At 73.9% G+C, this 20,950-nt stretch carries 15 protein-coding genes; 5 read left to right on the plus strand and 10 right to left on the minus strand.

Annotation, left to right across the window (positions count from 1 at the left end; genetic code table 11):
- Positions 1–119 precede the first annotated feature (119 nt).
- Together ACYP53_RS27435 and ACYP53_RS27440 are read left to right on the plus strand one after the other, a co-directional pair.
- Positions 120–1,166 (plus strand): YncE family protein, encoded by a 1,047-nt coding sequence (locus ACYP53_RS27435; protein ID WP_189916987.1) that lies wholly within the window; start codon positions 120–122, stop codon positions 1,164–1,166.
- Between the two features lie 476 nt (positions 1,167–1,642).
- Positions 1,643–2,044: a YccF domain-containing protein gene (locus ACYP53_RS27440; protein ID WP_189916979.1), complete on the plus strand. Its 402-nt coding sequence runs from the start codon at positions 1,643–1,645 to the stop codon at positions 2,042–2,044.
- A gap of 85 nt (positions 2,045–2,129) precedes the next feature.
- Here ACYP53_RS27440 and ACYP53_RS27445 read toward each other — a convergent pair whose 3' ends face one another.
- The 7 genes from ACYP53_RS27445 to ACYP53_RS27475 form a co-directional block, all read right to left on the minus strand.
- Positions 2,130–3,395, minus strand: coding sequence for an APC family permease (locus ACYP53_RS27445; protein WP_459649843.1), 1,266 nt, complete (start codon positions 3,393–3,395; stop codon positions 2,130–2,132).
- Positions 3,396–3,520: 125 nt separating this feature from the next.
- Positions 3,521–3,733 carry a hypothetical protein gene (locus ACYP53_RS27450; protein ID WP_459649384.1) on the minus strand — a complete coding sequence of 71 codons (213 nt, stop codon included), beginning with the start codon at positions 3,731–3,733 and terminating at the stop codon, positions 3,521–3,523.
- A gap of 144 nt (positions 3,734–3,877) precedes the next feature.
- Positions 3,878–5,629, minus strand: coding sequence for an AMP-binding protein (locus ACYP53_RS27455; RefSeq protein WP_459649385.1), 1,752 nt, complete (start codon positions 5,627–5,629; stop codon positions 3,878–3,880).
- A 68-nt stretch (positions 5,630–5,697) separates the two neighbouring features.
- On the minus strand, positions 5,698–5,937 hold the full coding sequence (locus ACYP53_RS27460) for a chaplin (RefSeq protein WP_189916973.1): 240 nt from the start codon (positions 5,935–5,937) through the stop codon (positions 5,698–5,700).
- A 92-nt stretch (positions 5,938–6,029) separates the two neighbouring features.
- Positions 6,030–6,368: a hypothetical protein gene (locus ACYP53_RS27465; RefSeq protein WP_459649386.1), complete on the minus strand. Its 339-nt coding sequence runs from the start codon at positions 6,366–6,368 to the stop codon at positions 6,030–6,032.
- Between the two features lie 20 nt (positions 6,369–6,388).
- Positions 6,389–8,953 carry an Hsp70 family protein gene (locus ACYP53_RS27470; protein ID WP_459649387.1) on the minus strand — a complete coding sequence of 855 codons (2,565 nt, stop codon included), beginning with the start codon at positions 8,951–8,953 and terminating at the stop codon, positions 6,389–6,391.
- Positions 8,954–8,984: 31 nt separating this feature from the next.
- A complete protein-coding gene (locus ACYP53_RS27475) occupies positions 8,985–9,746 on the minus strand; it encodes a nucleotide exchange factor GrpE (RefSeq protein ID WP_459649388.1) in 762 nt (253 codons plus the stop codon).
- A 159-nt stretch (positions 9,747–9,905) separates the two neighbouring features.
- Between ACYP53_RS27475 and ACYP53_RS27480 the strand changes: the two genes are divergently transcribed.
- Positions 9,906–11,126, plus strand: coding sequence for an RNA-guided endonuclease InsQ/TnpB family protein (locus tag ACYP53_RS27480; protein WP_459649389.1), 1,221 nt, complete (start codon positions 9,906–9,908; stop codon positions 11,124–11,126).
- Positions 11,127–11,158: 32 nt separating this feature from the next.
- On the opposite strand, the gene ACYP53_RS27485 is transcribed toward ACYP53_RS27480, so the two are convergent.
- Both ACYP53_RS27485 and ACYP53_RS27490 read right to left on the minus strand, forming a co-directional pair.
- Complete coding sequence (locus tag ACYP53_RS27485; RefSeq protein WP_189916963.1) at positions 11,159–11,584, minus strand: hypothetical protein; 426 nt, start codon at positions 11,582–11,584, stop codon at positions 11,159–11,161.
- Positions 11,585–11,728: 144 nt separating this feature from the next.
- A complete protein-coding gene (locus tag ACYP53_RS27490) occupies positions 11,729–15,946 on the minus strand; it encodes a CHAT domain-containing protein (protein WP_459649390.1) in 4,218 nt (1,405 codons plus the stop codon).
- Between the two features lie 250 nt (positions 15,947–16,196).
- Between ACYP53_RS27490 and ACYP53_RS27495 the strand changes: the two genes are divergently transcribed.
- Positions 16,197–17,984, plus strand: coding sequence for a serine/threonine protein kinase (locus tag ACYP53_RS27495; RefSeq protein WP_459649391.1), 1,788 nt, complete (start codon positions 16,197–16,199; stop codon positions 17,982–17,984).
- A gap of 125 nt (positions 17,985–18,109) precedes the next feature.
- Here ACYP53_RS27495 and ACYP53_RS27500 read toward each other — a convergent pair whose 3' ends face one another.
- The gene (locus tag ACYP53_RS27500) at positions 18,110–20,353 is read right to left on the minus strand and encodes a heavy metal translocating P-type ATPase (protein WP_459649392.1); all 2,244 of its coding nucleotides are present in this window, start codon (positions 20,351–20,353) and stop codon (positions 18,110–18,112) included.
- A 277-nt stretch (positions 20,354–20,630) separates the two neighbouring features.
- Here ACYP53_RS27500 and ACYP53_RS27505 point away from each other — a divergent pair, with 277 nt between their 5' ends.
- Positions 20,631–20,912, plus strand: coding sequence for a metal-sensitive transcriptional regulator (locus ACYP53_RS27505; protein WP_189916952.1), 282 nt, complete (start codon positions 20,631–20,633; stop codon positions 20,910–20,912).
- Positions 20,913–20,950: the final 38 nt, after the last annotated feature.

The following is a 20,950-nucleotide window of genomic DNA, read 5'->3' on the forward strand; positions in this document are numbered from 1 at the left end:
CCTGAACTGCACTTTTGCGTATAGGGAAACTATCCCCTGCCAATCTTTGCATGGTGCCGGCGCCCCGGGGCGCCGAGAGTGGAACCGTTCACACGGAAACCCGCCGCAAGGAGCACCCGTTGTCCACCACCTCCCGTTCCCACCTCGCCGGGGACGTCCTCGCCGTCGTCAGCCAGAGCGGCCCGACCGTCTCCTTCTTCGACGCCGCCACCGACCGGCTCCTCGACACCGTCGAAATCCTCGCCGAACCCCACGAGTTGCTCTTCGACCCGACCCGGCGCCAGCTCTGGTGCACCACCGCCTACAGCTCCGGCTACTACCACGCGCACAACGGCCGGCGCACCGAGCTGACCCTCATCGACGCCGACACCCGCCGGATCGTCGAGGTGATCGACCTCGCCCCCGAACACGGCCCGCACGGACTGGCGTTGGACGCCGAGCGCAACCGCCTCTACGTCAGCGTGGAGGGCGGCCCGGACCGCCCCGGCGGCGTCGTGGTCATCGACACCGAGACCCGCCGCTCGCTCGGCCGGATCGACACCGGCGCCCCCGGCCCGCACTGGTTCGCCATCTCCCCGGACGGACGCACCGGCTTCGCCACCAACAAGGAGGCCCCGTTCGTCTCGGTCGTGAACCTCGGCCGGGGCGTCATGACCACCAAGGTCGAGGTCCCCGGCAGCGAGGGCCTCGCCGTCTCCCCCGACGGCACCCGGGTCTACGTCGCCGGCCCGTACCTCGGCTACGCAGCACGGCCCGACGCGGCCCCCGGCATCCGGGTGATCGACACCGAGACGGCATCGGTCGTCGCCGTCCTCCCGACCGAGTCCGCCGCGCTCCCGGTCCACCTGACCTCCACCGGCAGGATCCTGGCCGGCGAGGTCCGCTCGGCCCCCGACCCCGACTCCGCGCTCGGCCGCCAACTCCCCGGCCGGCTCACCGTGTTCTCCGCCGACGACCACCGGCGCCTCGGCTCCGTCGAGGTCGGCCTCTTCCCCCTGACCATCACCTCCTCCCCCGACGGCCGGTTCGCCTACGTCTCCTGCGTCGTCTCCTCCACCGTCGACGTCGTCGACCTCGACACCCTCACCTCCGTCTCCCGCCTCACCGTCCCCAAGCTCGCCGAACCCGGCGCCCACGGCCTCGCCTACATCCCCCGCCCGGCCTGACAGCCCCGGCCCAACGCCCCGGACCGCCGTGCACCGCCCGCCGAGGTTGCAGGCCGGTTCGAAGAAATCTCGGCCCACCCTCCCGGCCGTCGAGATCCGGCCACCCCGGCCCGGTCCCCCATATGCGCCCCCGAGGGCCCGTCTTCGAACCCCCGTCGTCCGCCCGCCAGGGCGGGCGGGGCGGCGTTGGGGTGCGTGCATCGCAAGGCGGAGGATGGGGGTACCTCCCGGCCGAAGGCTGGGGGAGAGTCCATGCGGTGGGGGCACCTCCCGGCCGAAGGCTGGGGGCCATCGGCGACCGACGACAACGCGGCGAGGTGCGCTTGTGCCCTGGGGGTACCTCCCGGCCGAAGGCTGGGGGAGCGTCGCCCCGCAGGCGGGGGTTCGAAGACGGGCCCTAGGGGCGTGGACGCGCCCGCCAGCGGGCATTCACCGGTCATGGCAGCAAGCACGAGCGACGTGAGAAGGTACGACCCATGAAGGCGATCAAGTTCATCCTCAATGTCATCTGGCTCGTTTTCTGCGGCATTTGGATGGCGCTTGCCTACACGCTCGCCGGCATCATCTGCTGCGTCCTGATCGTCACCATCCCGTTCGGGATCGCTTCGTTCCGGATCGCCGGCTTCATCCTGTGGCCGTTCGGGCGGACGGCGGTGGAGCGGCCCGACGCCGGGGCGGCGTCCTGCGTCGGCAATGTCATCTGGCTGGTCTTCGCCGGGTGGTGGCTGGCGATCGGGCACCTGATCACCAGCATTCCGCTGTTCCTGTCGATCATCGGGATCCCGTTCGGCTGGGCCAACCTCAAGATGATCCCGATCTCGCTGATGCCGCTCGGCCGCGAGATCGTGCACACCGACCAGGAGTGGGGCGCCCGGTAACACCCCGCACACCCACCGACGGCCGGCGAGGGCATCGCGCCCCGCCGGCCGTCGGCGTTCGGACGGGTCCCGGGTGACGCCCGGGTCAGCGGCGGGCCGTCGCCCGGCGGAGGCCGTAGGCGGCGGCGCCGAGGGCGAGGACGGCGGCGCCGCTGAGGACGGCGGACGCGGGGAGGGCGAAGGCGAGGAGGAGGCAGCCGGCCGTGCCGACGATCGGGACGAGCCTCGGGGGGCGGCCTTCGGCGGGGGTGAGGGTCCAGGCGGAGGCGTTGGCGACGGCGTAGTAGGCGAGGACGCCGAAGGAGGAGAAGCCGATCGCGCCGCGTACGTCGCCGACGGCCGCGATGACGGCGACCACGGTGCCGACGGCCAGCTCGGCGCGGTGGGGTACGCCGAAGCGGGGGTGGACGGCGGCGAGCGGGTGCGGGAGGTGGTGGTCGCGGGCCATCGCGAGGGTGGTGCGGGAGACGCCGAGGATCAGGGCGAGCAGCGAGCCGAGCGCGGCGACCGCGGCCCCGGCGCGCACCACCGGGACCAGGCCGGGGGCCCCGGCGGCCCGGACGGCGTCGGCCAGCGGCGCCCCGGCGTGGGCGAGGCGGTCGGGGCCGAGGACGGCCAGGACGGCGAGCGCGACGGCGGCGTAGACGACCAGGGTGATGCCGAGCGCGAGCGGGATCGCGCGGGGGATGGTGCGCCGCGGGTCGCGGACCTCCTCACCGAGGGTGGCGATCCGGGCGTACCCGGCGAAGGCGAAGAACAGCAGGCCCGCCGCCTGAAGCACGCCGTGGAGGCCGGCGTCCGCGCCGACGGCCCAGCGGCCGGTGTCGACGTCGCCGCCGGTGAGGCAGGCCGTCACCACCGCGGCGAGCACGGCCAGCACGACGGCGACGATCGCCCGCGTGAGCCGGGCCGCCTTCTGCACTCCGACGTAGTTGACCGCGGTCAGCGCCACGACCGCGGCGACCGCGACGGCGTGGGCCTGTCCGGGCCAGACGTAGGAGCCGACGGTGAGCGCCATCGCCGCGCAGGAGGCGGTCTTGCCGACGACGAAGGCCCAGCCGGCGAGGTAGCCCCAGAACGCGCCGAGGCGTTCCCGGCCGTAGACGTAGGTGCCGCCGGACTGCGGGTAGCGGGCGGCGAGCCGGGCCGAGGAGGTCGCGTTGCAGTACGCCACCACGCCGGCCACTGCCAGCCCGATCAGCAGTCCGGACCCGGCGGCGGCCGCGGCGGGCGCCAGCGCGGCGAAGACGCCGGCGCCGATCATCGACCCGAGCCCGATCACCACGGCGTCGAACACGCCCAGGTGCCGCCGCAGTTCCCCCGGCCCGGCCACCGTCCTCGCCCCGCTCATCGAATCGACCTGCACCTCTCCTCGTCGGGCCCGGACGACCGCGCACCCTACCGGAGGGAGGAGAACGGCCGGGGCGTCCGAGCGGTTCGGGCGGTCAGCCGGTGGTGGGGCGGGGACCACCCCGGTCAGCGGGCGCAGGGACCGGCGGTGCCACCGGGCCGGTCGGCGGGTTGTGCCGCGGGTTGTGCCGCGGATTGTGCGGCGCAGCCGGCCGTCGGTCCCGTCGGCCCGGCCCGGTCGGCGAGGGCGGGCGCGGCCGGGTGGGCGAGGGCCAGGGCGAGCAGGGCGGCGAGGGCGGCGTCCGCGACCAGGGATCGCATGGGCGTACGAGCAGTCATGCCGGGACTGCGCGCACACCGACCGTGCGGCATTCCCGGCGGGCCGCCGTTCCACCCGCCCGGACGAGCGCGTACCCCCGACGCGTGCCCCGCTCCCCCGGCGCGCGCCGGACACCCGCAGCCCGCCGGACCGGACCCGAGGGGCTACAGCCCCAGGATCCGCACCGCCGCCTCACGCATCTCGACCTTGCGGATCTTCCCGGTGACCGTCATCGGGAACTCCTCCACCACGTGCACGTAGCGCGGGATCTTGACGTGCGCGAGCCGACCCGCGCAGTACGCCCGGACGGCCTCCGCGGTGAGCGGCTCGGCGCCCTCGCGCATCCGGATCCAGGCCATCAGCTCCTCGCCGTACTTCGGGTCGGGGACGCCGATCACCTGGACGTCGAGGACGTCCGGGTGGGTGTACAGGAACTCCTCGATCTCGCGCGGGTAGAGGTTCTCGCCGCCGCGGATCACCATGTCCTTGATCCGCCCGGTGATGGCGAGGTATCCGTCCTCGTCCATCACGGCGAGGTCCCCGGTGTGCATCCAGCGGGCGGCGTCGACGGCCTCGGCGGTGCGCTCGGGCTCGTTCCAGTAGCCGAGCATGACGGAGTAGCCGCGGGTGCACAGCTCGCCCGGCTCACCGCGCGGGACGGTACGGCCGGTCGCCGGGTCGACGACCTTGACCTCCAGGTGCGGGCCGACCCGGCCGACGGTGGAGACCCGGCGATCGACCGAGTCGTCGACCCGGGTCTGGGTGGAGACCGGCGAGGTCTCGGTCATGCCGTAGCAGATGGAGACCTCGACCATGCCCATCCGCTCGATGACCTCCTTCATCACCTCGCTCGGGCAGGGCGAGCCGGCCATGATGCCGGTGCGCAGGCTGCCGAGGTCGTAGCGCTCGAAGTCGGGGTCGGCCAGCTCGGCGATGAACATGGTCGGCACGCCGTACAGCGAGGTGCAGCGCTCGGCGGCGACGGCGGCCAGCGTGGCGCCGGGCTCGAAGGACGGGGCGGGGATGACCGTGCAGGCGCCGTGCGAGGTGGCCGCCAGGTTGCCCATCACCATCCCGAAGCAGTGGTAGAACGGCACCGGGACACAGATCCGGTCCTGCTCGGTGTAGTCGAGCAGCTCGCCGACGAAGTACCCGTTGTTGAGGATGTTGTGGTGCGACAGGGTCGCGCCCTTGGGGAACCCGGTGGTGCCGGAGGTGTACTGGATGTTGATCGGGTCGTCGGGGGCCAGCTCGCCCTGGCGCTCGGCGAATTCCGCGAGCAGCGCCGGGTCGGCCCGCCGGCCGGCGACGAGCACCTCGTCCCAGCCGGGGCCGCCGGTCAGCAGTACGCGCTCCAACTCGGGGCAGCGCGGCCGGACTTCCTCGATCATCGCGGCGTAGTCGGAGGTCTTGAACCGCTCGACGGCGACCAGCAGCCGGATCCCGGCCTGCTTCAGCACGTACTCCAACTCGTGTGCCCGGTAGGCGGGGTTGACCGTGACCAGGATCGCGCCGAGCTTGGCGGTGGCGTACTGGGTGAGCGTCCACTCGGCGCAGTTGGGCGCCCAGATGCCGACCCGGTCGCCCTTGGCGATGCCGAGCCGCAGCAGGCCGAGGGCCAGGGCGTCGACGTCGGCGGCGAGTTCGGCGTACGTCCAGCGGCGGGCGGTGGGCCGGTCGACCAGGGCGTCGCGGTCGGGGAAGGCCCGCACCGCGCGGTCGAGGTTCTCCCCGATGGTGTCGCCGAGCAGCGGGACGTCCGAGGTGCCGGATGAGTAGCTGCGACTGGTCGGCGTGGTCCGCACGTGCTGCCTCCTGGCTGGGGATCGCGAGGGTCGGGGACCATGGTCCCGATCCCGCGGCTCCGGCGCCACCCCCGAACGGGGGTACCGCGCCCCGGCACACCCCCTTCGCATCCGCGCCCCGGCACGACACCGGGGCCGCCCGTCGGTGCGACGGACGGCCCCGGGGCCAGGAGCTCAGGTCACGCGTTGATGCAGGTGTTGCCGATCGCCGGGTTCAGGATCGAGATGACGCCGATCGTGTTGCCGCAGACATTGGCCTCGATGTTGATCGGGATCTGGATCTGGTTGCCCGACAGGACACCCGGCGAGCCGAAGGCGACACCGTTGGCGGTGGCGCCGCCGGCCGCAGCGGTACCGGCGCCGGCGAGGACGCACACCGCGGCGACGGCCGTGGCGGCGAGGTAGGTGCGAAGACGCATTGCGTCACTCCTTGTGAGGGTGGCGAACATCCGTGTGACGATCACACTCGCACCGATCGAACTCGACGGCAGGTCGAGAGCGGCCGAATTGGTCACTCAGAGGGCGTGTCGCCCTCCCGCCTCGCCGGATCCGGCCCGCCGGGCCCGGCCACGCTCAGTGATTCCAGCAGCTCACGCGCCGGATCCAGCTCCGGTTCGGCCGCCAGCGCCGCGCGCAGCAGGGCGGCCGCGGCGGCCGCGTCCCCGTTCCGCAGGGCCTCCAACGCCCGGTTGAAGTCGATCCGACCGGCGTAACGCAGCCGGAACAGCACGGACAGGTCCTCCCGGCAGGAGGGGCAGCACAGGCTCGCCGGGTCCGCCGCCACCTTGCACAGCGGACAGAGCACCTGGAGGTCGGGCACGGCACTCTCGGGCACAGCACTCTCGGACACGGCACTCTCGGGCACGACACTCATCGCGGACCGGCCTCCTCCGGGCGCACCGGACCCAGCGACTCGGCGCTCGGCTCGCTGCCCAGCTCCCGCTGCGCCTGCGCGTACAGGGCCAGCAGGTTCGACATGTGCTTGTTGACCTCCTCCATGTTCGGCGCCTCCACGGCGGCGTCCAGCCCGCGCAGCTCGGCCATGATCAGCTGGCCGAGGGCGGGCGAGACCATGTTCTGGGTCACGTAGACGTTGCACATGGTGAGCATCCGCATGGTGTGGCCGAGCGAGTCGCACAGCTCGTCCGCCCGCTGGGCCGCGCGCATCGCGCCCTCCCAGTCCGCCGCCTCGCGCTTCAGCCGCAGCTCGGCGGCGACCGACCGGAGCCGGTCCAGGTCGCTCGGGTCGAGGAGCTTCTCGCAGTAGTGGATGAACAGGCTCAGGTACGCCTCCGAGCCGCGCACCCAGCGCTGCGCCTTGAGCTGGCGCTGGGCCCGCTCCAGCGCCTCGTCCACCGACTGGCCGCGGGTCTGGCCGGCCGCCAGGTCGTCCAGGGTGTCCATCAGCCGCTGGGCCTCGCGCATCTCGGCCTCGGTCAGCTCGCCGCCCCAGCGGTCGGTGAAGGTCTCGATCTGCCGCTGCTGCTCCTCGACCTGCACCTTCAGCTCCGGGTCGAGGGTGACCCGCTCCAGCTTGACGGTCTTCTCCGCGCCGCCCTGGATCCGTACCGACAGGGTGATGGTGCGGTCCCGGTCGAGGCCGAAGGCCACCTCCACCGGGGTGCGGCCGCCGAGGCCCTCGGGCAGGCGCAGGGTGAGGTGGCCGATCAGCTCGTTCTGCTGGGCGATCTCGTGCTCGCCCTCGTAGACCGCGATCTCCAGCCGCTGGCGGCCGCTGCCGGACACCACGAACTCCCGGCTGACCGGCGAACTCGTCGGGTAGCTGGTGTTCTTGGGGATGATGACGGCGAGCCGGCCGTCGTTGAGCTCGATCCCGAGGTTCTTCGGTGTGATGTCGAAGGGGTTGGTGACCTGCATCAACTCCCCGCAGCCGGTGCAGATCTCGCTGCCGGGCGGGCTCACCTGGCCGCAGGAGCCGCAGCGCAGGCCGACGTCCTCGGCCGCCGTGGAGGCCACCCTGGTCTGACCGGGGGCGGCCGAGTTGAGCGCCTCGCCGCAGAGTTCGCAGGCGGTGACCCCGGGCGCGGCCGGGGTGCCGCAGCGCGGGCAGTTGTCGCCGCGCACCACGGTGGTGGCCTGCGTCTGCTTCGGGATGCCGGCGCCGCCGGAACCGGCCATGGACTGACCGCACTTGGGGCAGTCCGCGGCCGCGGAGTCGACCGGGATGTGGCAGGTCTGGCAGGACACCCGGTCGCCGCCCAGCAGGGAGGTCGCGCAGTTGGCGCAGTTGGAGGCGGAGAGGTCGCCGGGGGCCCGGCACTCGGGGCACTCCACCTCGCCGACCAGCGCGGACTGCACGGCCGCGCCGAGCGCCACGCACTGCATCGGGTTGACGCCGCGCCGGATCCGGCGCGGGCCGAACACCTCGCCGAGCCGCCTGGCGACCAGCGGGATCGCGGTCGAACCGCCGACCAGGACCACCTCGTCGATGTCCCCGACGGTCAGGTTGGCCTGCATGATGGCCTTGTGGGTCAGCTCGATGGTGCGCTCGATCTGGGCCTCGATCAGCTCCTCGAACCGGGCCCGCTCGAACTCCGTCTCCAGCACCAGCTGTCCGGCGCCGAGACCGGGCAGGATGACCTCGGAGGACTCCTGGTTGGAGAGCTCGATCTTGATCGTCTCGGCGGTGGAGGCGATCTTCGGGCGGTCGCGCAGGTCCGGCTGGTAGTCCGAGCCGTACTCCTCCCGGATGTCCTCCAGCAGCGCGGTGGTGATCGCCCGGTCGAAGTCGTCGCCGCCGAGCAGGTTGTCGCCCTCGATGCCGAGCACCGAGACCGAACCGGGCACCAGCAGCAGGATCGAGATGTCGAAGGTGCCACCGCCGAGGTCGTAGACCAGCACGGTCTTGCCCTCGTCGCCGGCCTCCGAGGTGATCCCGTACGCGAGCGCGGCGGCCGTCGGCTCGTTGATGATCCGCAGCACGTGCAGGCCGGCCAGCCGGCCCGCCTCCTGGGTCGCCGCGACCTGCCGCTCGCCGAAGTAGGCGGGGACGGTGATCACGGCCCGGTGGAACGGCTCGCCGAAGCGCTGCTCGGCGTCCTCCTTGAGCCGGTGCAGGATGATCGCGGAGATCTCGATCGGCGTGTACGAGCGGCCGTTGAACCAGACGTTGACGTCCCCGTCGGTGCCCGCGGTGACCTTGTAGTCGACCTCCTTCAGGGCGGCCTGGACCTGCGGGTCCTTGAACTTGCGGCCCATGAAGCGCTTCACCGAGCGGATCACGTTGACGCCGTCGATGGCGATCCGGCCGCGCGCCGTGGAGCCCACCAGCAGCTCGCCCTTGCGGCCGCTGCCGACCACCGAGGGCGTGCCCTCCTGGTTCTGCCGGTTGAAGATGATCTCCGGCTCGCCCCGGCGCAGGTGGGCGACCACCGAGTTGGTGGTGCCCAGGTCGATGCCGAGTGTGCGGTACATGTCGTTCCCCTCTTGCCCCTCGTGGTCCTGGCTACTTCTTGCGCTTGGCCCGCTTGCCCGACACCGCGGCCTTCCGGCGTGCCCGCGGCGGCGCCGCCTTGGGCTGCGCCCGGACGGGCACCACCGCCTCGGGCTCCCCCGCCCCCTCGGGCTGCTCGGACTCCGCGCCCTGGAGCGCCTCCTCGACCTCGGCCGAGGTCATCCCGGCCGAGGGCGCTCCGGCCGTTTCCGCTTCCGCTTCCGCTTCCGATTCCGGCTCCGCGACCGCCCCGGCGGTCACCGCCGCCACCGGCTCCGGGTCCTGCTCCGACTCCGGTGCGGCGACCACCACTTGGGCGCGTCGCAACACCTCGTCCTCCCAGAAGAACCCGGCGAGCACCGTCCGTACCACCGTCTCCGGCGCCACCCCCGGCCTCGCCTCGACGCCCACGATCTCCGCCAGGTCCGGGTCCGCCGTCATCCCCTCCAGCCGCATCGGCCGCACCTTGGCCTTCGCCAGCCGCCCGAGCAGCCGCCGCCGGGTGGCCTCGATGCCCTCGCCCCGGCCCATCGCCACCAGCTCGCGATCCAGCCCGAGCGCGGCCAGCGCGTCGTCCACGTCGACCAGGACGCCCAGCAGTTCCCGCTGCTCGGCCCGGGCGGCCTGCCGCTGCTCCGTCAATTTGCTCCCCAACAGGGATGCCCGGAACAGCAATTGGACGAACTTCCGCTCCAGGTCGACCTCCTCGACCCCCGGCGGGATCTCCAGCGGCCGGTGGCCGTCGAGCGGGGTCACGGTCGGTGCGTCGGTCATTCGGATCCTTTCATGGATACCCCCGGCTTCAGCCGGGATAGGGAGCGAACTCCCATGTAGCGGGACAGGAATAGGCAGACCGCCGCCAATGCGGCTTGGAATATCCAAATTGTGACTGTCCGTTATATTGCTACAACAATGGGTGTTAATGTGTGACCCATGGCGACCACCCACGTCAAGCGGGCGTTCAAGTACCGCTTCCACCCGACCGATGCGCAGGCAGCTGAGCTGTCGCGCACGTTCGGATGCGTGCGGAAGGTCTACAACATGGCGTTGCAGGCCCGGACTGAGGCGTGGACGCTGCGCCAGGAGAGGGTCGACTACAACCGGACGTCGGCGATGCTGACGGCCTGGAAGAAGACTGAAGAGCTGGCCTACCTCTGCGAAGTGTCGTCGGTCCCGTTGCAGCAAGCGCTCCGGCATCTTCAAGGGGCGTTCTCGAACTTCTGGCAGAAGCGGGCGAAGTACCCGACGTTCAAGTCCCGGAAGAAGTCGAGGAAGTCCGCCGAGTACACGTCCTCGGCGTTCCGGTTCCGGAACGGGCGTCTGACCCTGGCGAAGATGGATCAGCCGCTCGACATCGTGTGGTCGAGGCCGCTTCCCGAGGGGGCGGCCCCGTCCACGGTCACGGTGTCGCAGGACGGTGCGGGCCGCTGGTTCGTGTCGATCCTGTGCGACGACCGGCCGACCATGGCCAAGCCGGTGAACGCGGCGGTCGGCATCGACGTCGGGATCACCAGCCTGGTGGCACTCTCCACCGGCGAGAAGATCACCAACCCCCGGCATGAACGCCGGGACCGGGGACACCTCGCGACAGCGCAGCGGGTGCTTGCCCGCAAGGCCAAGGGATCGGCGAACCGTGGGAAGGCCCGGACCAAGGTCGCCAGGATCCAGGCCGGGATCGCCGACCGGCGCAGGGACTTCCTCCACAAGCTCACCACTCGACTCGTTCGTGAGAACCAAACGATCGTGATCGAGGACCTGATGGTCCGCAACATGCTCAAGAACAGGAAGCTGGCCCGCGCGATCAGTGACACGGGCTGGAGCGAGCTGCGGGTCATGCTGGAGTACAAGTGTGCCTGGTACGGCCGCGAGCTGATCACCGTTGACCGGTGGTTCCCCAGCTCCAAGCTGTGCTCGGCGTGCGGCACCATCGCGGCGAGCATGCCGCTGAACGTCCGTACCTGGACATGCGGCTGCGGCACGACCCACGACCGGGACGTGAACGCAGCCAAGAACATCCTGGCCGCCGGACTGGCGGTGTCGGCCTGTGGAGACGGTGTAAGACCTCAACGGAGCGCTCCGGGCGGGCGGTCGTCGGTGAAGCAGGAAGTAGTCCCACCGCAGCGCCGACGCGCAGCGGCTCAGCCGCGAGGCTGAGGGGAATCGCCCTCCTTCAGGAGGGGAGGAAGTCAATCGGGAACCTCGATCTGCGGCAGGACGGAGAGGTCGGCCGCGTAGCGGGCGGGGACGGGGGGTTCGGGGTCGGTGCCGGCCGGGGCCGGATCGGTGAAGTCGGCGGCCAGCTCGGCGCGGTGGAGGGTGAGGAAGGCGGGGACGGGTGGGAGCGGGGGCCGCTCGATCACCAGCAGCGGCTCGGCGAGGGCCGGGGCCAGCAGCTCGGCGGCCTGCTCGACGGGCTCCGGCGGGAGCGGCTGCTGGAGGTCCGCCTCCAGCCGGCGGTCCGGGTTGCGCAGCAGTGCGGCGGCTTCCTGGATCTGCTGGCGGGTGTAGCGGGCCGCGCGCATCGCCGGTCCGACGGCGAGGTTGATCTCGCGCACTCCGGCCGTGAGCGGGATGCCCAGCACCTCGTACGGCGACGGTTCTGGCAGTGGCATGGCGGGCGGTCTCTCCTCACGACGGCTGGGACGGCTGACGGCTCGGGCGGCTGGATCGGTAGGGACGGCTGGATCGGCTGAACGGACGGGGTCGGCGACAGGGCTCTCGGCTGAAGGACGACGGCAAGTGCCGTGCGGTTGCCGTCAGTAGAGCGCGTTGATCCGCCGCTGCATGGCCCGCAGCTCGGAGTCCTCCGGGCTGTGCTCGACGGCCTTGCGGGCCAGGTCGCGGGCCTCCCGCAGCTGGCGGGCGTTGGCCCGCTGCACGGCGTACGAGCCGTAGACGATGCCGAGTTCGCGGTGCAGCTTGCCGGTGTCCTCCGGGCTGCGGGAGAGCCCGAGGGCCTCCTCCAGCAGCCGGATCGCCTCGACGTAGCGGCGGGCCTCGTAGTGGCCGATGGCCTCGCCGCGCCAGATGCTCACCATCAGGCGGCAGATGTCGGTCGAGTCGTCGTAGGACCTGGCCTTCTGCAGCATGGCGGCCTGGGCGGTGAACGGCCGGTCCTGCATGGCGTCCACGACGTGGTTGGCGATCATCACCGCGACCCGGCGGGGGGCTTCGCGGTCGATGTCGCCGTCCCACTCCGGGTCGGCGTCGAGCGCCTCGGCCATCCGCCGTACCGCGCGGGCGCGGTCGTCGGCGAAGGCGGCGGAGCGGGAGAGCTGGCGCAGGACGAAGGCGAGGCCGAGCCGGTGGTCGGGGTCGGGGTTGATGGCGATGAGGGCCCGCCAGGCTTCCGCGGCCTCCTCCAGCTCCGGGTCGGGGGCGTCGGCGCGGCTGAGCTGGCCGGCCCGGTTGCCGAGGGCGGCTTCCAGGAAGTGCCGGGCGGTCGGGTCGCCGGGGGCGAGCTCCTGGCTCTTCCGCAGCAGTTCGATGGCGCGGCCGTAGTCCTTGTCCTCATTGTTGATCTTGCGGGCCCACTGGGCGTAGGTGGCGCCGAGGTCGCCGCGCACCTCGGGGTCGTCGGGGGCGATCGCGAAGGCCTTCTCCAGCAGTTCGGCCGCCCCGGGCTGGTCGTCGACGGTGTTCTTGAGCAGGGCGCGGGCGGCCCGGACGCCGGACTCGGCGGCGATCCTGGCGGCGTCGGCGGGCAGGTCGACGCCGGGGACGGCCCGGGCGCGGGTGAGGCAGTCCAGGGCCTCGCGCCAGTCCTGGTTGCGGTGGTGCTCGCGGGCCTGGCTGATCAGGGACGCGCCGAGCAGCGCCTGCCAGTCCTCGCCGCGCTCGCCCTCGGCCACCTCGTCCAGGGCGGCGACGGCGGCGGCCTGGCGGCCCTGCAGCTGCAGGTAGCGCTGCGGTCCGAGCGGGCCGAAGAGGCCGACGGCGCGGACCAGCGGCGGGGCGTCGGCGGCTATGGTGCGCCGCCGCCACGCGCCGACGGCCTGCTCGAAGGCCTCGGCCCAGCCGGTGGTTCCGGGCTCGGCGCGGAGCAGCCGGTCGAGCGTGGGGCCGGCCGTCAGCCGGCGGGTGGGGCGGCCGGGCAGGGATATCCGGACGTGCTCCTGGGCGAAGGCGTCGGCGGCGTGGGCCTCCAGGCCGAGGCGCAGGGTCCAGGAGGTGACCTCGTCGCCGCTGCGGCCGGCGGCCCGGTCGAGGGCGCGCAGGTCGTCCCGGAGGCGGTCGATCAGGCCGGTACGGGCGGCGGCCAGCCGCTGCGGTTCGGGGGTGCGGCCGGTGATCCGGGCGGACTCGTCCCACAGCTCGGGCTGGTGCAGGGCGGCGACCAGGCAGCCGAGCGTCCAGGCCCAGACCTCCTCGTCGGCCGCCGCCGAAGCGGTCGTCCCTGCGGCGGTCGTCCCCGCGGCGGTCGGGTCGGCGGCAGCGGTCAGGTCGGCGGCGGAGTCGGCAGCGACCGGATCGGCGGCTGAGTCGGCACCGGCGGCGAGGCGGTAGCCGGCCAGGCCGAGGGCGTGCAGCAGCCGGGGGTGTGCCGGGTCCCCGCGGAGCAGCTCGCGGTAGGCCGTCCAGGCCTCCCGGTGCCGGCCCTCGGTGGCGTGCTGGTGCGCCTCGTGCTCGGCGAGCAGGACCAGGGTGCCCGCCGCCTGGGCGTGGCCGGGGGCGAGGGCGAGGGCCTGGCGCAGGTCGCCGGCGGCCGCTCCGGGCCGGTCGGCGGCCAGGGCTGCGCCGGCCCTGCGGACCAGGACGGCGGCGCGGGAGGCCGCGGCGTCCGCCGGGAGGTCGGCCAGTGCCTCGTCGTGGCGGCCGAGTTCGGCGCGCAGCAGGGCGAGGTCGAGGCGGACCGGGCCCGCGGCGGCGCTGTCGCCGAGGGCGGCCGCCCAGCCGGCCAGGACGGGTTCGGCCTGTTCGGGGGTGCCGGCGCGGCGGGCGCAGTCCAGGACGGCGCGCAGCGCGGGGCCGGCGCAGCGGACGCAGCGGGGTGAGGCGGCGTCGGCGGCGGTGTGCAGGTGGTCGGCGCAGGCTTCGCGGCCGCAGCCGCCGCAGGCGCCGGTGGCGGGGCGGTCGCAGACCGCGCAGCCGCCGGGGGCGTGGTCCGGCGGGGTGCCGGGGGCGCGGCCGGTGCCGGGGCCGGCGTTCAGGAAGTGCCGGTACCAGTCGAGCGCGGCGGTCCAGTTGCCGGCCCGTTCGGCGAGCAGGGCGCGCAGCCGGGCGACGGCTGGGTCGCCGTTCGGGTCGGGCGGGCCGAGCAGGGCGATGGTCTGGGCCGGGCGGCCCGCGAGCAGGGCGAGGGCGGCCAGGTGGTAGCGGTCGCGCAGGCCGCCGGAGGCGTCCAGCAGGGTGGTGACCGGTTCGGTGGCGCCCTCGGCCAGGGCGAGGGCGGCGCGCAGCCGGGCCTGGCGGTGGGTGAGGGCGCCGGGGAGGGTGTCGGCGAGGGCGAGGGCGGCGGTGGCGCGGGCCCGGGGTTCGGGGTGGTCGCGGCCGGTGACGAGCAGGTGGGCGGCCTCCCGCAGGGCGGCCTCGCGCAGCGCGGTGCGGTAGCCGGCGGCGCTGGGGTGTTCGGCGGCGGCGCGCTGCCAGTGTGCCCGGGCGGCGGCCGGGTCGGTGGCCAGGCGGGTGCGGGCGAGCCGGTCGCGGGCCAGGGCCTGGCGTTCGCGCAGGTCCTCGTCCTCCAGCGGCTCCCAGCGGGCGAGGGCGCCGGCCGGGTCGTCGGTGCGGGCGAGGGCGAGGCCGTGGTGGAAGGCCGCGATCCTGGTCCAGCGGGTGCCCGGTTCGGTGTCGGACTCGGCGCGCAGCAGCGGTTCGGCCTCGTCGGCCCGTCCGGCGGCGAGCAGGGCGGCACCGAGCCGGACCCGGGCGGGGCGCCAGTCGGGGGCTTGGCCGAGGCCGGCCCGGTAGTCGGCGGCGGCCTCGGCGGGGCGGGCGGCCCGTTCGTGCACCAGGGCGAGGCCGAACCGGGCCGGGGCGAAGGAGGGTTGGACGGTGAGGGCGGCGGTGAACTGTTCCCGGGCCTGGTCGTCGGCGCCGAGCAGCAGGGCGAGCCGGCCGAGGGCGTAGCGGGGGCGGGGGTCGGTCGGGGCCTCGGCGGTGGCGGCCGCGAAGTCGCTCCAGGCGGCCTCGGTGTTGCCGAGGCGCTGCCGGGCCAGGCCGCGGAAGAGCAGGCAGTCGGTGCGCAGGGCCGGGCCGCGCCCCCACGGCGAGGGCTCGCCGGGGCCGAGGCGCAGCGCCTCGTCGAAGGCGGCGCCGGCGGGTCCGTCCTGGTGCCGGCCGTACAGCTGGACGCCGCGGCGGAACCAGAGTTCGCCGCTGCCGCCGGGGGCCCGTTCGGCGACCAGGGCCTCGGCCTCGGCGGCGCGGTCGGTCTCCTGGAGCAGGGCGGCGCGGGCGAGGACCGGCCAGTCGCGGCCGGGCAGGGCGGCGAGGGCGCGGGCGGTGGCGTCCTCGCGCCGCGCGGGGGCGCCTTCGCGGCAGCGGTGGTGCAGCCGGTCGAGGGCGCGGGCCGCGGTGTCGGCCTCCTCGCCGGGTTCGGCGCCGGCGGCGGTGGCCTGGAGGAGGGCAAGCAGCGGTCCGAGGTCGCCGTCGGCAGTGTGCAGTTGCTCGTCGGCGAGGCGGCGCAGGCTCCAGCGGGGCAGCTGGCGGGCCGGGTCGGTGAGCAGCGGGAAGGCCTCGCGGTACAGGGCGAGGGTGGCCTGCTGGTCGCCGGTGGGGATGGTGGCTTCGGCCTGGCCGAGCAGGGCGAGGCCGCGGTGCGGACTCAGTTCGGCGGGCCCGGCGGCGAGTCGGCCGGCGATCCGGGCGTAGTGGCGGCGGGCCTGGGCGGCCTTGCCCGCGGTGAGCCGTTCGGCGGCCGCGGCCAGGGCTTTCGTCGCGGCCTCGGCGTCCAGGATCCGTCGGCGTCGCGCCAGCACGACGGCGGCCGCACCGGCCAGTGCCACCACGATCAGCAGCACCGCTAGCAGCGCCATGCACCGTCCCCCTGTGTCAGGATGTCGTCCGCTCCATGATCAAGCAGCTTTGGATGATCATGAGTTGACGTCGTGTCGTGATGTTGCTCGAGCGCCAACAGAATAGGCCCTCGATCGGACAGACGAACAGGAAAGAGCACTATCCTGGTCAGCGCGGCAGCAGGACGCGGACAAGCGCGTCGGCGGGACGTCAACAAGCGCATCAGCAGCGGTCAGAACCGTCGAACGGTTCGGAAGCGTCGGGGGTCGTGTGTCCGAGTCGCGTTGGGTGCCCGGGCTCAGGTTCGGTCCGGAGTTCGACCCCGAGCAGTACGAACTCCTGGAATTCCACCACCGGGGCGGCGAGGCCGAGGTGTGGCGGGCGGTCCGGACCGGCCACAACGGGCGCAAGGAACTCGTCGCCGCGAAGATCATGCTGGAGCGCGACCCGTCCGAGGTGCGGCGCTGGCTCGGCCGCTGGGACGACGTCTCGCACAACGCCCACCGACTGGGCGTCACCGACCTGGTGGTGCCCAGCTTCCTGCTCGGCCCCTCCCCGCACCGGCCCGGCGCGGTGTCCTCCGGCGGGCTGCTGGGCTACCAGATCTCGCCGTGGGTCGAAGGCGTGCCGCTGCACACCTGGGCCCGGACCCAGCGCGGCGGTCCGGCGGCGGTGGCCGAGGTGCTGGAGCGGCTCTGCCGGATCGTCGACGAACTGCACCGCAAGCGCTGGGTGCACCGCGACATCTCCCCCGCCAACGTCCTGGTGGACGGCCAGGGCGTGGTCAAACTGATCGACCTGACCTTCCTCGCCCCGCTCGACCACACCCTCACCGTCGCGGTGTTCACCCCCGGGCACGTCCCGCCGGAGGCCGAGCAGGTCGGCGGCTTCCCCACCACCGCCAAGGACCTGTTCGCGGTCGGCACCCTAGCCCGCACCCTGCTGCTGCCCGACCACGGCCGGCTCGACCACCGGCTGGCCGCCGAACAGGCCCGCGCCGAGCTGCTCGCGGCGGGCTACGGCGAGGAGCTGGCGCGCTGGGCGTGCGAGCCGCTGGCCCGCGACCCGGAACGCCGCCCGGCCCCGCTCGGCCCGTGGGCCGGCCGCGGCCGCGAACTGCTGCGCTCCCACCGGCCGGTGGCCCGCACCGCCGGCCTGGCGGTGCTGCCGGACCGCTCCGGACGCCCGCTGGTCGTCACCGGCGGCGCCGACGGCACCGCGCTGGCCGGCCCCGGCCGCACCGCCCACCGGCTGCCGGCCGGCCAGGGCCCCGGCGCGGTACGGGAGTTGGCCGCCGGCTGGGCCGGGCGCCAGGGCGAGCTGGTGGTCTGCGCCGAGGACCGCGGCAACACCCTCTGGGTCGGTACCGCGGCCGGCTGGTGGGAGGCGGCCCGCGGCGTCAACGGACTGGCGGGAGCGGTCGGCCCGGGCGGGGAGATGACGGTCTGGACGGCCGTCGGCGGCGCGCTGCGCTCCTACCGCTGGGCGCCCGGCCTCACCCTCACCGGCCAGGAACTGTCCGGCTGCCCCGCCGACCGGGTGCTCGCGGCGCTGGAGGAACGGCCCGGCTGCTGGCTGGTCCTGGTCGAGCACCGGGGACGGGTGCTGAGCTGGCGGCCCGGTTCCGCCGAGCCGCCCGCCCCGCTCGGCCCGGCCGACAGCCCGCGCGCCGGGGCGCTGGCCCGTACCTCCGCCGGACCGCGGGCCGCCACCCTGCGGCCGGACGGCTCCGTCCAGCTGCACACCCTCGGCGCGGCCGGGCCCGGCACCGAGATCGGCGACGGCGAACCCTCCCTCGGCATCGCCATGGTGGGCCACCGCGGCGGCCCGACCATCGCCCTCGCCGGCGCGGGCGGCGTACGGCTGCGACTGCCGGCCGGCGGCGCCTCCCGGCGCCCGCGCTGGTGGCGGCCGACGCTGCGCCCGGCGACCCGGGTCGCGCTCGCCATGGGGGACGACTGGCGGCTCTGCCTGGCCGCGGTGGTGGAGGGCGAGCTGCAGGTCTGGCAGGAGGACGCGGCGTACCGGTGGCAGGCGGTGGAGCTGCCGGAGGGGTGACGGGGGGCTCGGGCTGCTGCTCCGGCGGCCGTTTCTCCTCCGGCTGAACGCGCCGAGGCCCCGGAACCCTGGCGGGGTTCCGGGGCCTCGGCCCGGCGGAGGAGGGCGGCCGGAGGGCCCGCGGCTCAGCGGAAGCGGCGCAGCCGGAGGCTGTTGCCGACCACGAAGACCGAGGAGAAGGCCATCGCGGCCCCGGCGATCATCGGGTTGAGCAGTCCGGCGGCGGCCAGCGGCAGGGCGGCGACGTTGTAGCCGAAGGCCCAGAACAGGTTGCTCTTGATGGTGCCGAGGGTCTTGCGGGAGAGCCGGATGGCGTCGGCCGCGGCCAGCAGGTCGCCGCGGACCAGGGTGAGGTCGCCGGCCTCGATCGCGGCGTCGGTGCCGGTGCCCATGGCCAGGCCCAGGTCGGCCTGGGCGAGCGCGGCGGCGTCGTTGACGCCGTCGCCGACCATCGCGACGACCCGGCCCTCGGCCTGCAGCCGCCTGACCGTCTCGACCTTGTCCTGCGGCATGACCTCGGCGATCACGTGCTCCGGTGCGATGCCGACCTCGGCCGCCACCGCCTCGGCGACCAGCCGGTTGTCGCCGGTCAGCAGCACCGGGGTCAGGCCCAGCGCGCGCAGCTTGCCGATGGCCTCGGCGCTGGTCGGCTTGACCGCGTCGGCGACCTCCAGCACGGCCCGCGCCTCACCGTCCCAGCCGACCGCGACCGCGGTGCGCCCGGCGGCCTCGGCGGTGCGCTTGGCCTCGGCCAGCTCCGCCGGCAGGTACTGCGACCACTCGTTGAGCAGCGCCTCGCGGCCGGCCACCACCGCGTGGCCGTCCACCACACCCTGGACGCCCAGGCCCGGGACGTTCTCGAAGCCCTCCACGGCGGGCAGTTCGCCGGCCTTGGCGGCGGCGCCGGCGATCGCCCGGGCGATCGGGTGCTCGGAGGCGTGCTCCAGGGCCCCGGCCAGCCGCAGCACCTCGGCCCGGGTGGTGGTGGCGGCGGTGTGCACGGCGAGCAGGGTCATCTGGCCGGTGGTGACGGTGCCGGTCTTGTCCAGGACGACGGTGTCGACCTTGCGGGTGGACTCCAGGACCTCCGGGCCCTTGATCAGGATGCCGAGCTGGGCGCCGCGGCCGGTGCCGACGAGCAGCGCGGTCGGGGTGGCCAGGCCGAGGGCGCACGGGCAGGCGATGATCAGCACGGCCACCGCGGCGGTGAAGGCGGCGGTCCAGCCCTCGCCGGTGCCCAGCCAGTAGCCGAGGGTGGCCACCGCGAGGGTGATGACGATCGGTACGAAGACCGCGGAGATCCGGTCGGCGAGGCGCTGCGCGGCGGCCTTGCCGTTCTGCGCGTCCTCGACCAGCTTGGCCATCCGGGACAGCTGGGTGTCCGCGCCGACCCGGGTGGCCTCGACGACCAGCCGGCCGCCCGCGTTGACGGTCGCACCGGTGACGCTGTCGCCGACCCCGACCTCGACCGGCACGGACTCGCCGGTCAGCATCGAGGCGTCCACCGCCGAAGCGCCCTCGACCACCGTGCCGTCGGTGGCGATCTTCTCGCCGGGCCGCACCAGGAAGCGGTCGCCCACGGCGAGTTCGGCGATCGGGATACGCACCTCAGTGGAGCCGCGCAGCACCGTCACGTCCTTGGCGCCCAGTTCCAGCAGCGCCTTGAGCGCGGCGCCGGCGGTGCGCTTGGAGCGGGCCTCGAAGTAGCGGCCGGCCAGGATGAAGGCGGTGACGCCGGCCGCCGCCTCCAGGTAGATGTTGGACGCGCCGTCGCTGCGGGCGATGGTGAACTCGAAGCCGTGCCGCATGCCGGCCATCCCGGCGTCGCCGAAGAACAGCGCCCAGAGCGACCAGAGGAACGCGGCGCCGGTGCCGAGCGAGACCAGGGTGTCCATCGTCGCGGCGCCGTGCCGGGCGTTGGTCCAGGCCGCCCGGTGGAACGGCCAGGCGGCGTAGGTGACGACCGGGGCGGTCAGGGTCAGGGAGAGCCACTGCCAGTTGTCGAACTGCAGCGCGGGCACCATCGCCATCGCGATCACGGGCACGGCGAGTACCAGCGCGGTGAACAACCGGGCCCGCAGCGGGGCGAGTTCGTCGGCCGGCTCGGCCGGCTCGCCGGCCCCGCCCTCGGCGACCGGGGGCTGGGGCAGTGCCGCGGTGTAGCCGGTGGCCTCGACGGTGGCGATCAGGTCGGCGACCTCGACGCCGCCCTCGAAGGAGACCTTCGCCTTCTCGGTGGCGTAGTTGACGCTGGCGGTGACCCCGTCCATCCGGTTGAGCTTCTTCTCGATGCGGGCCGCGCACGAGGCGCACGTCATTCCGCCGATCGAGAGTTCCACCTCCGCGGAGGCGGGTGCCTGCGTAGTCATCGTCGCTCCTCGTGACGTCGGTTGCCTTGCCTTCGACGGCCGGGCCTTCATACCCATGAGGGGTATCGGGCGGCGCCGGGTTCATTTATACCCCTGAGGGGTATCGTCGGCAAGGCCTGAGCGATACCCCCGGCAGGTATTTTCCGGGGCGCCGATCCGCTTGACTTGATACCCCCATGGGGTATTCACTCATGAGCATCGGGGCCGCACAGCGCGCCCCGCACACCCGCACACCCGCACTCCCCGCACGCCCCGCCGGAATCCCGAGGAGGCCCGCATGACCGGCTACCGCACCGAGAAGGACCAGCTCCTGCGCAGACTGCGCCGCGTCGAGGGCCAGATCCGCGGCCTCCAGCGCATGGTCGACACCGACACCTACTGCATCGACGTCCTCACCCAGGTCTCGGCCGCCACCAAGGCCCTCCAGTCCGTCGCACTGCAGCTGCTCGACAGCCACCTCGCCCACTGCGTCCAGGACGCCATCGCGGGCGGCGGCACCGAGGCCGACCTCAAGGTCGCCGAGGCCACGCAGGCCATCGCCCGGCTCATGCGCACCTGAGCCCCTCCCCCCATACGCCGCCCACGCCCCCGAGGAGA

The organism is Kitasatospora sp. Ki12, from assembly GCF_054601375.1.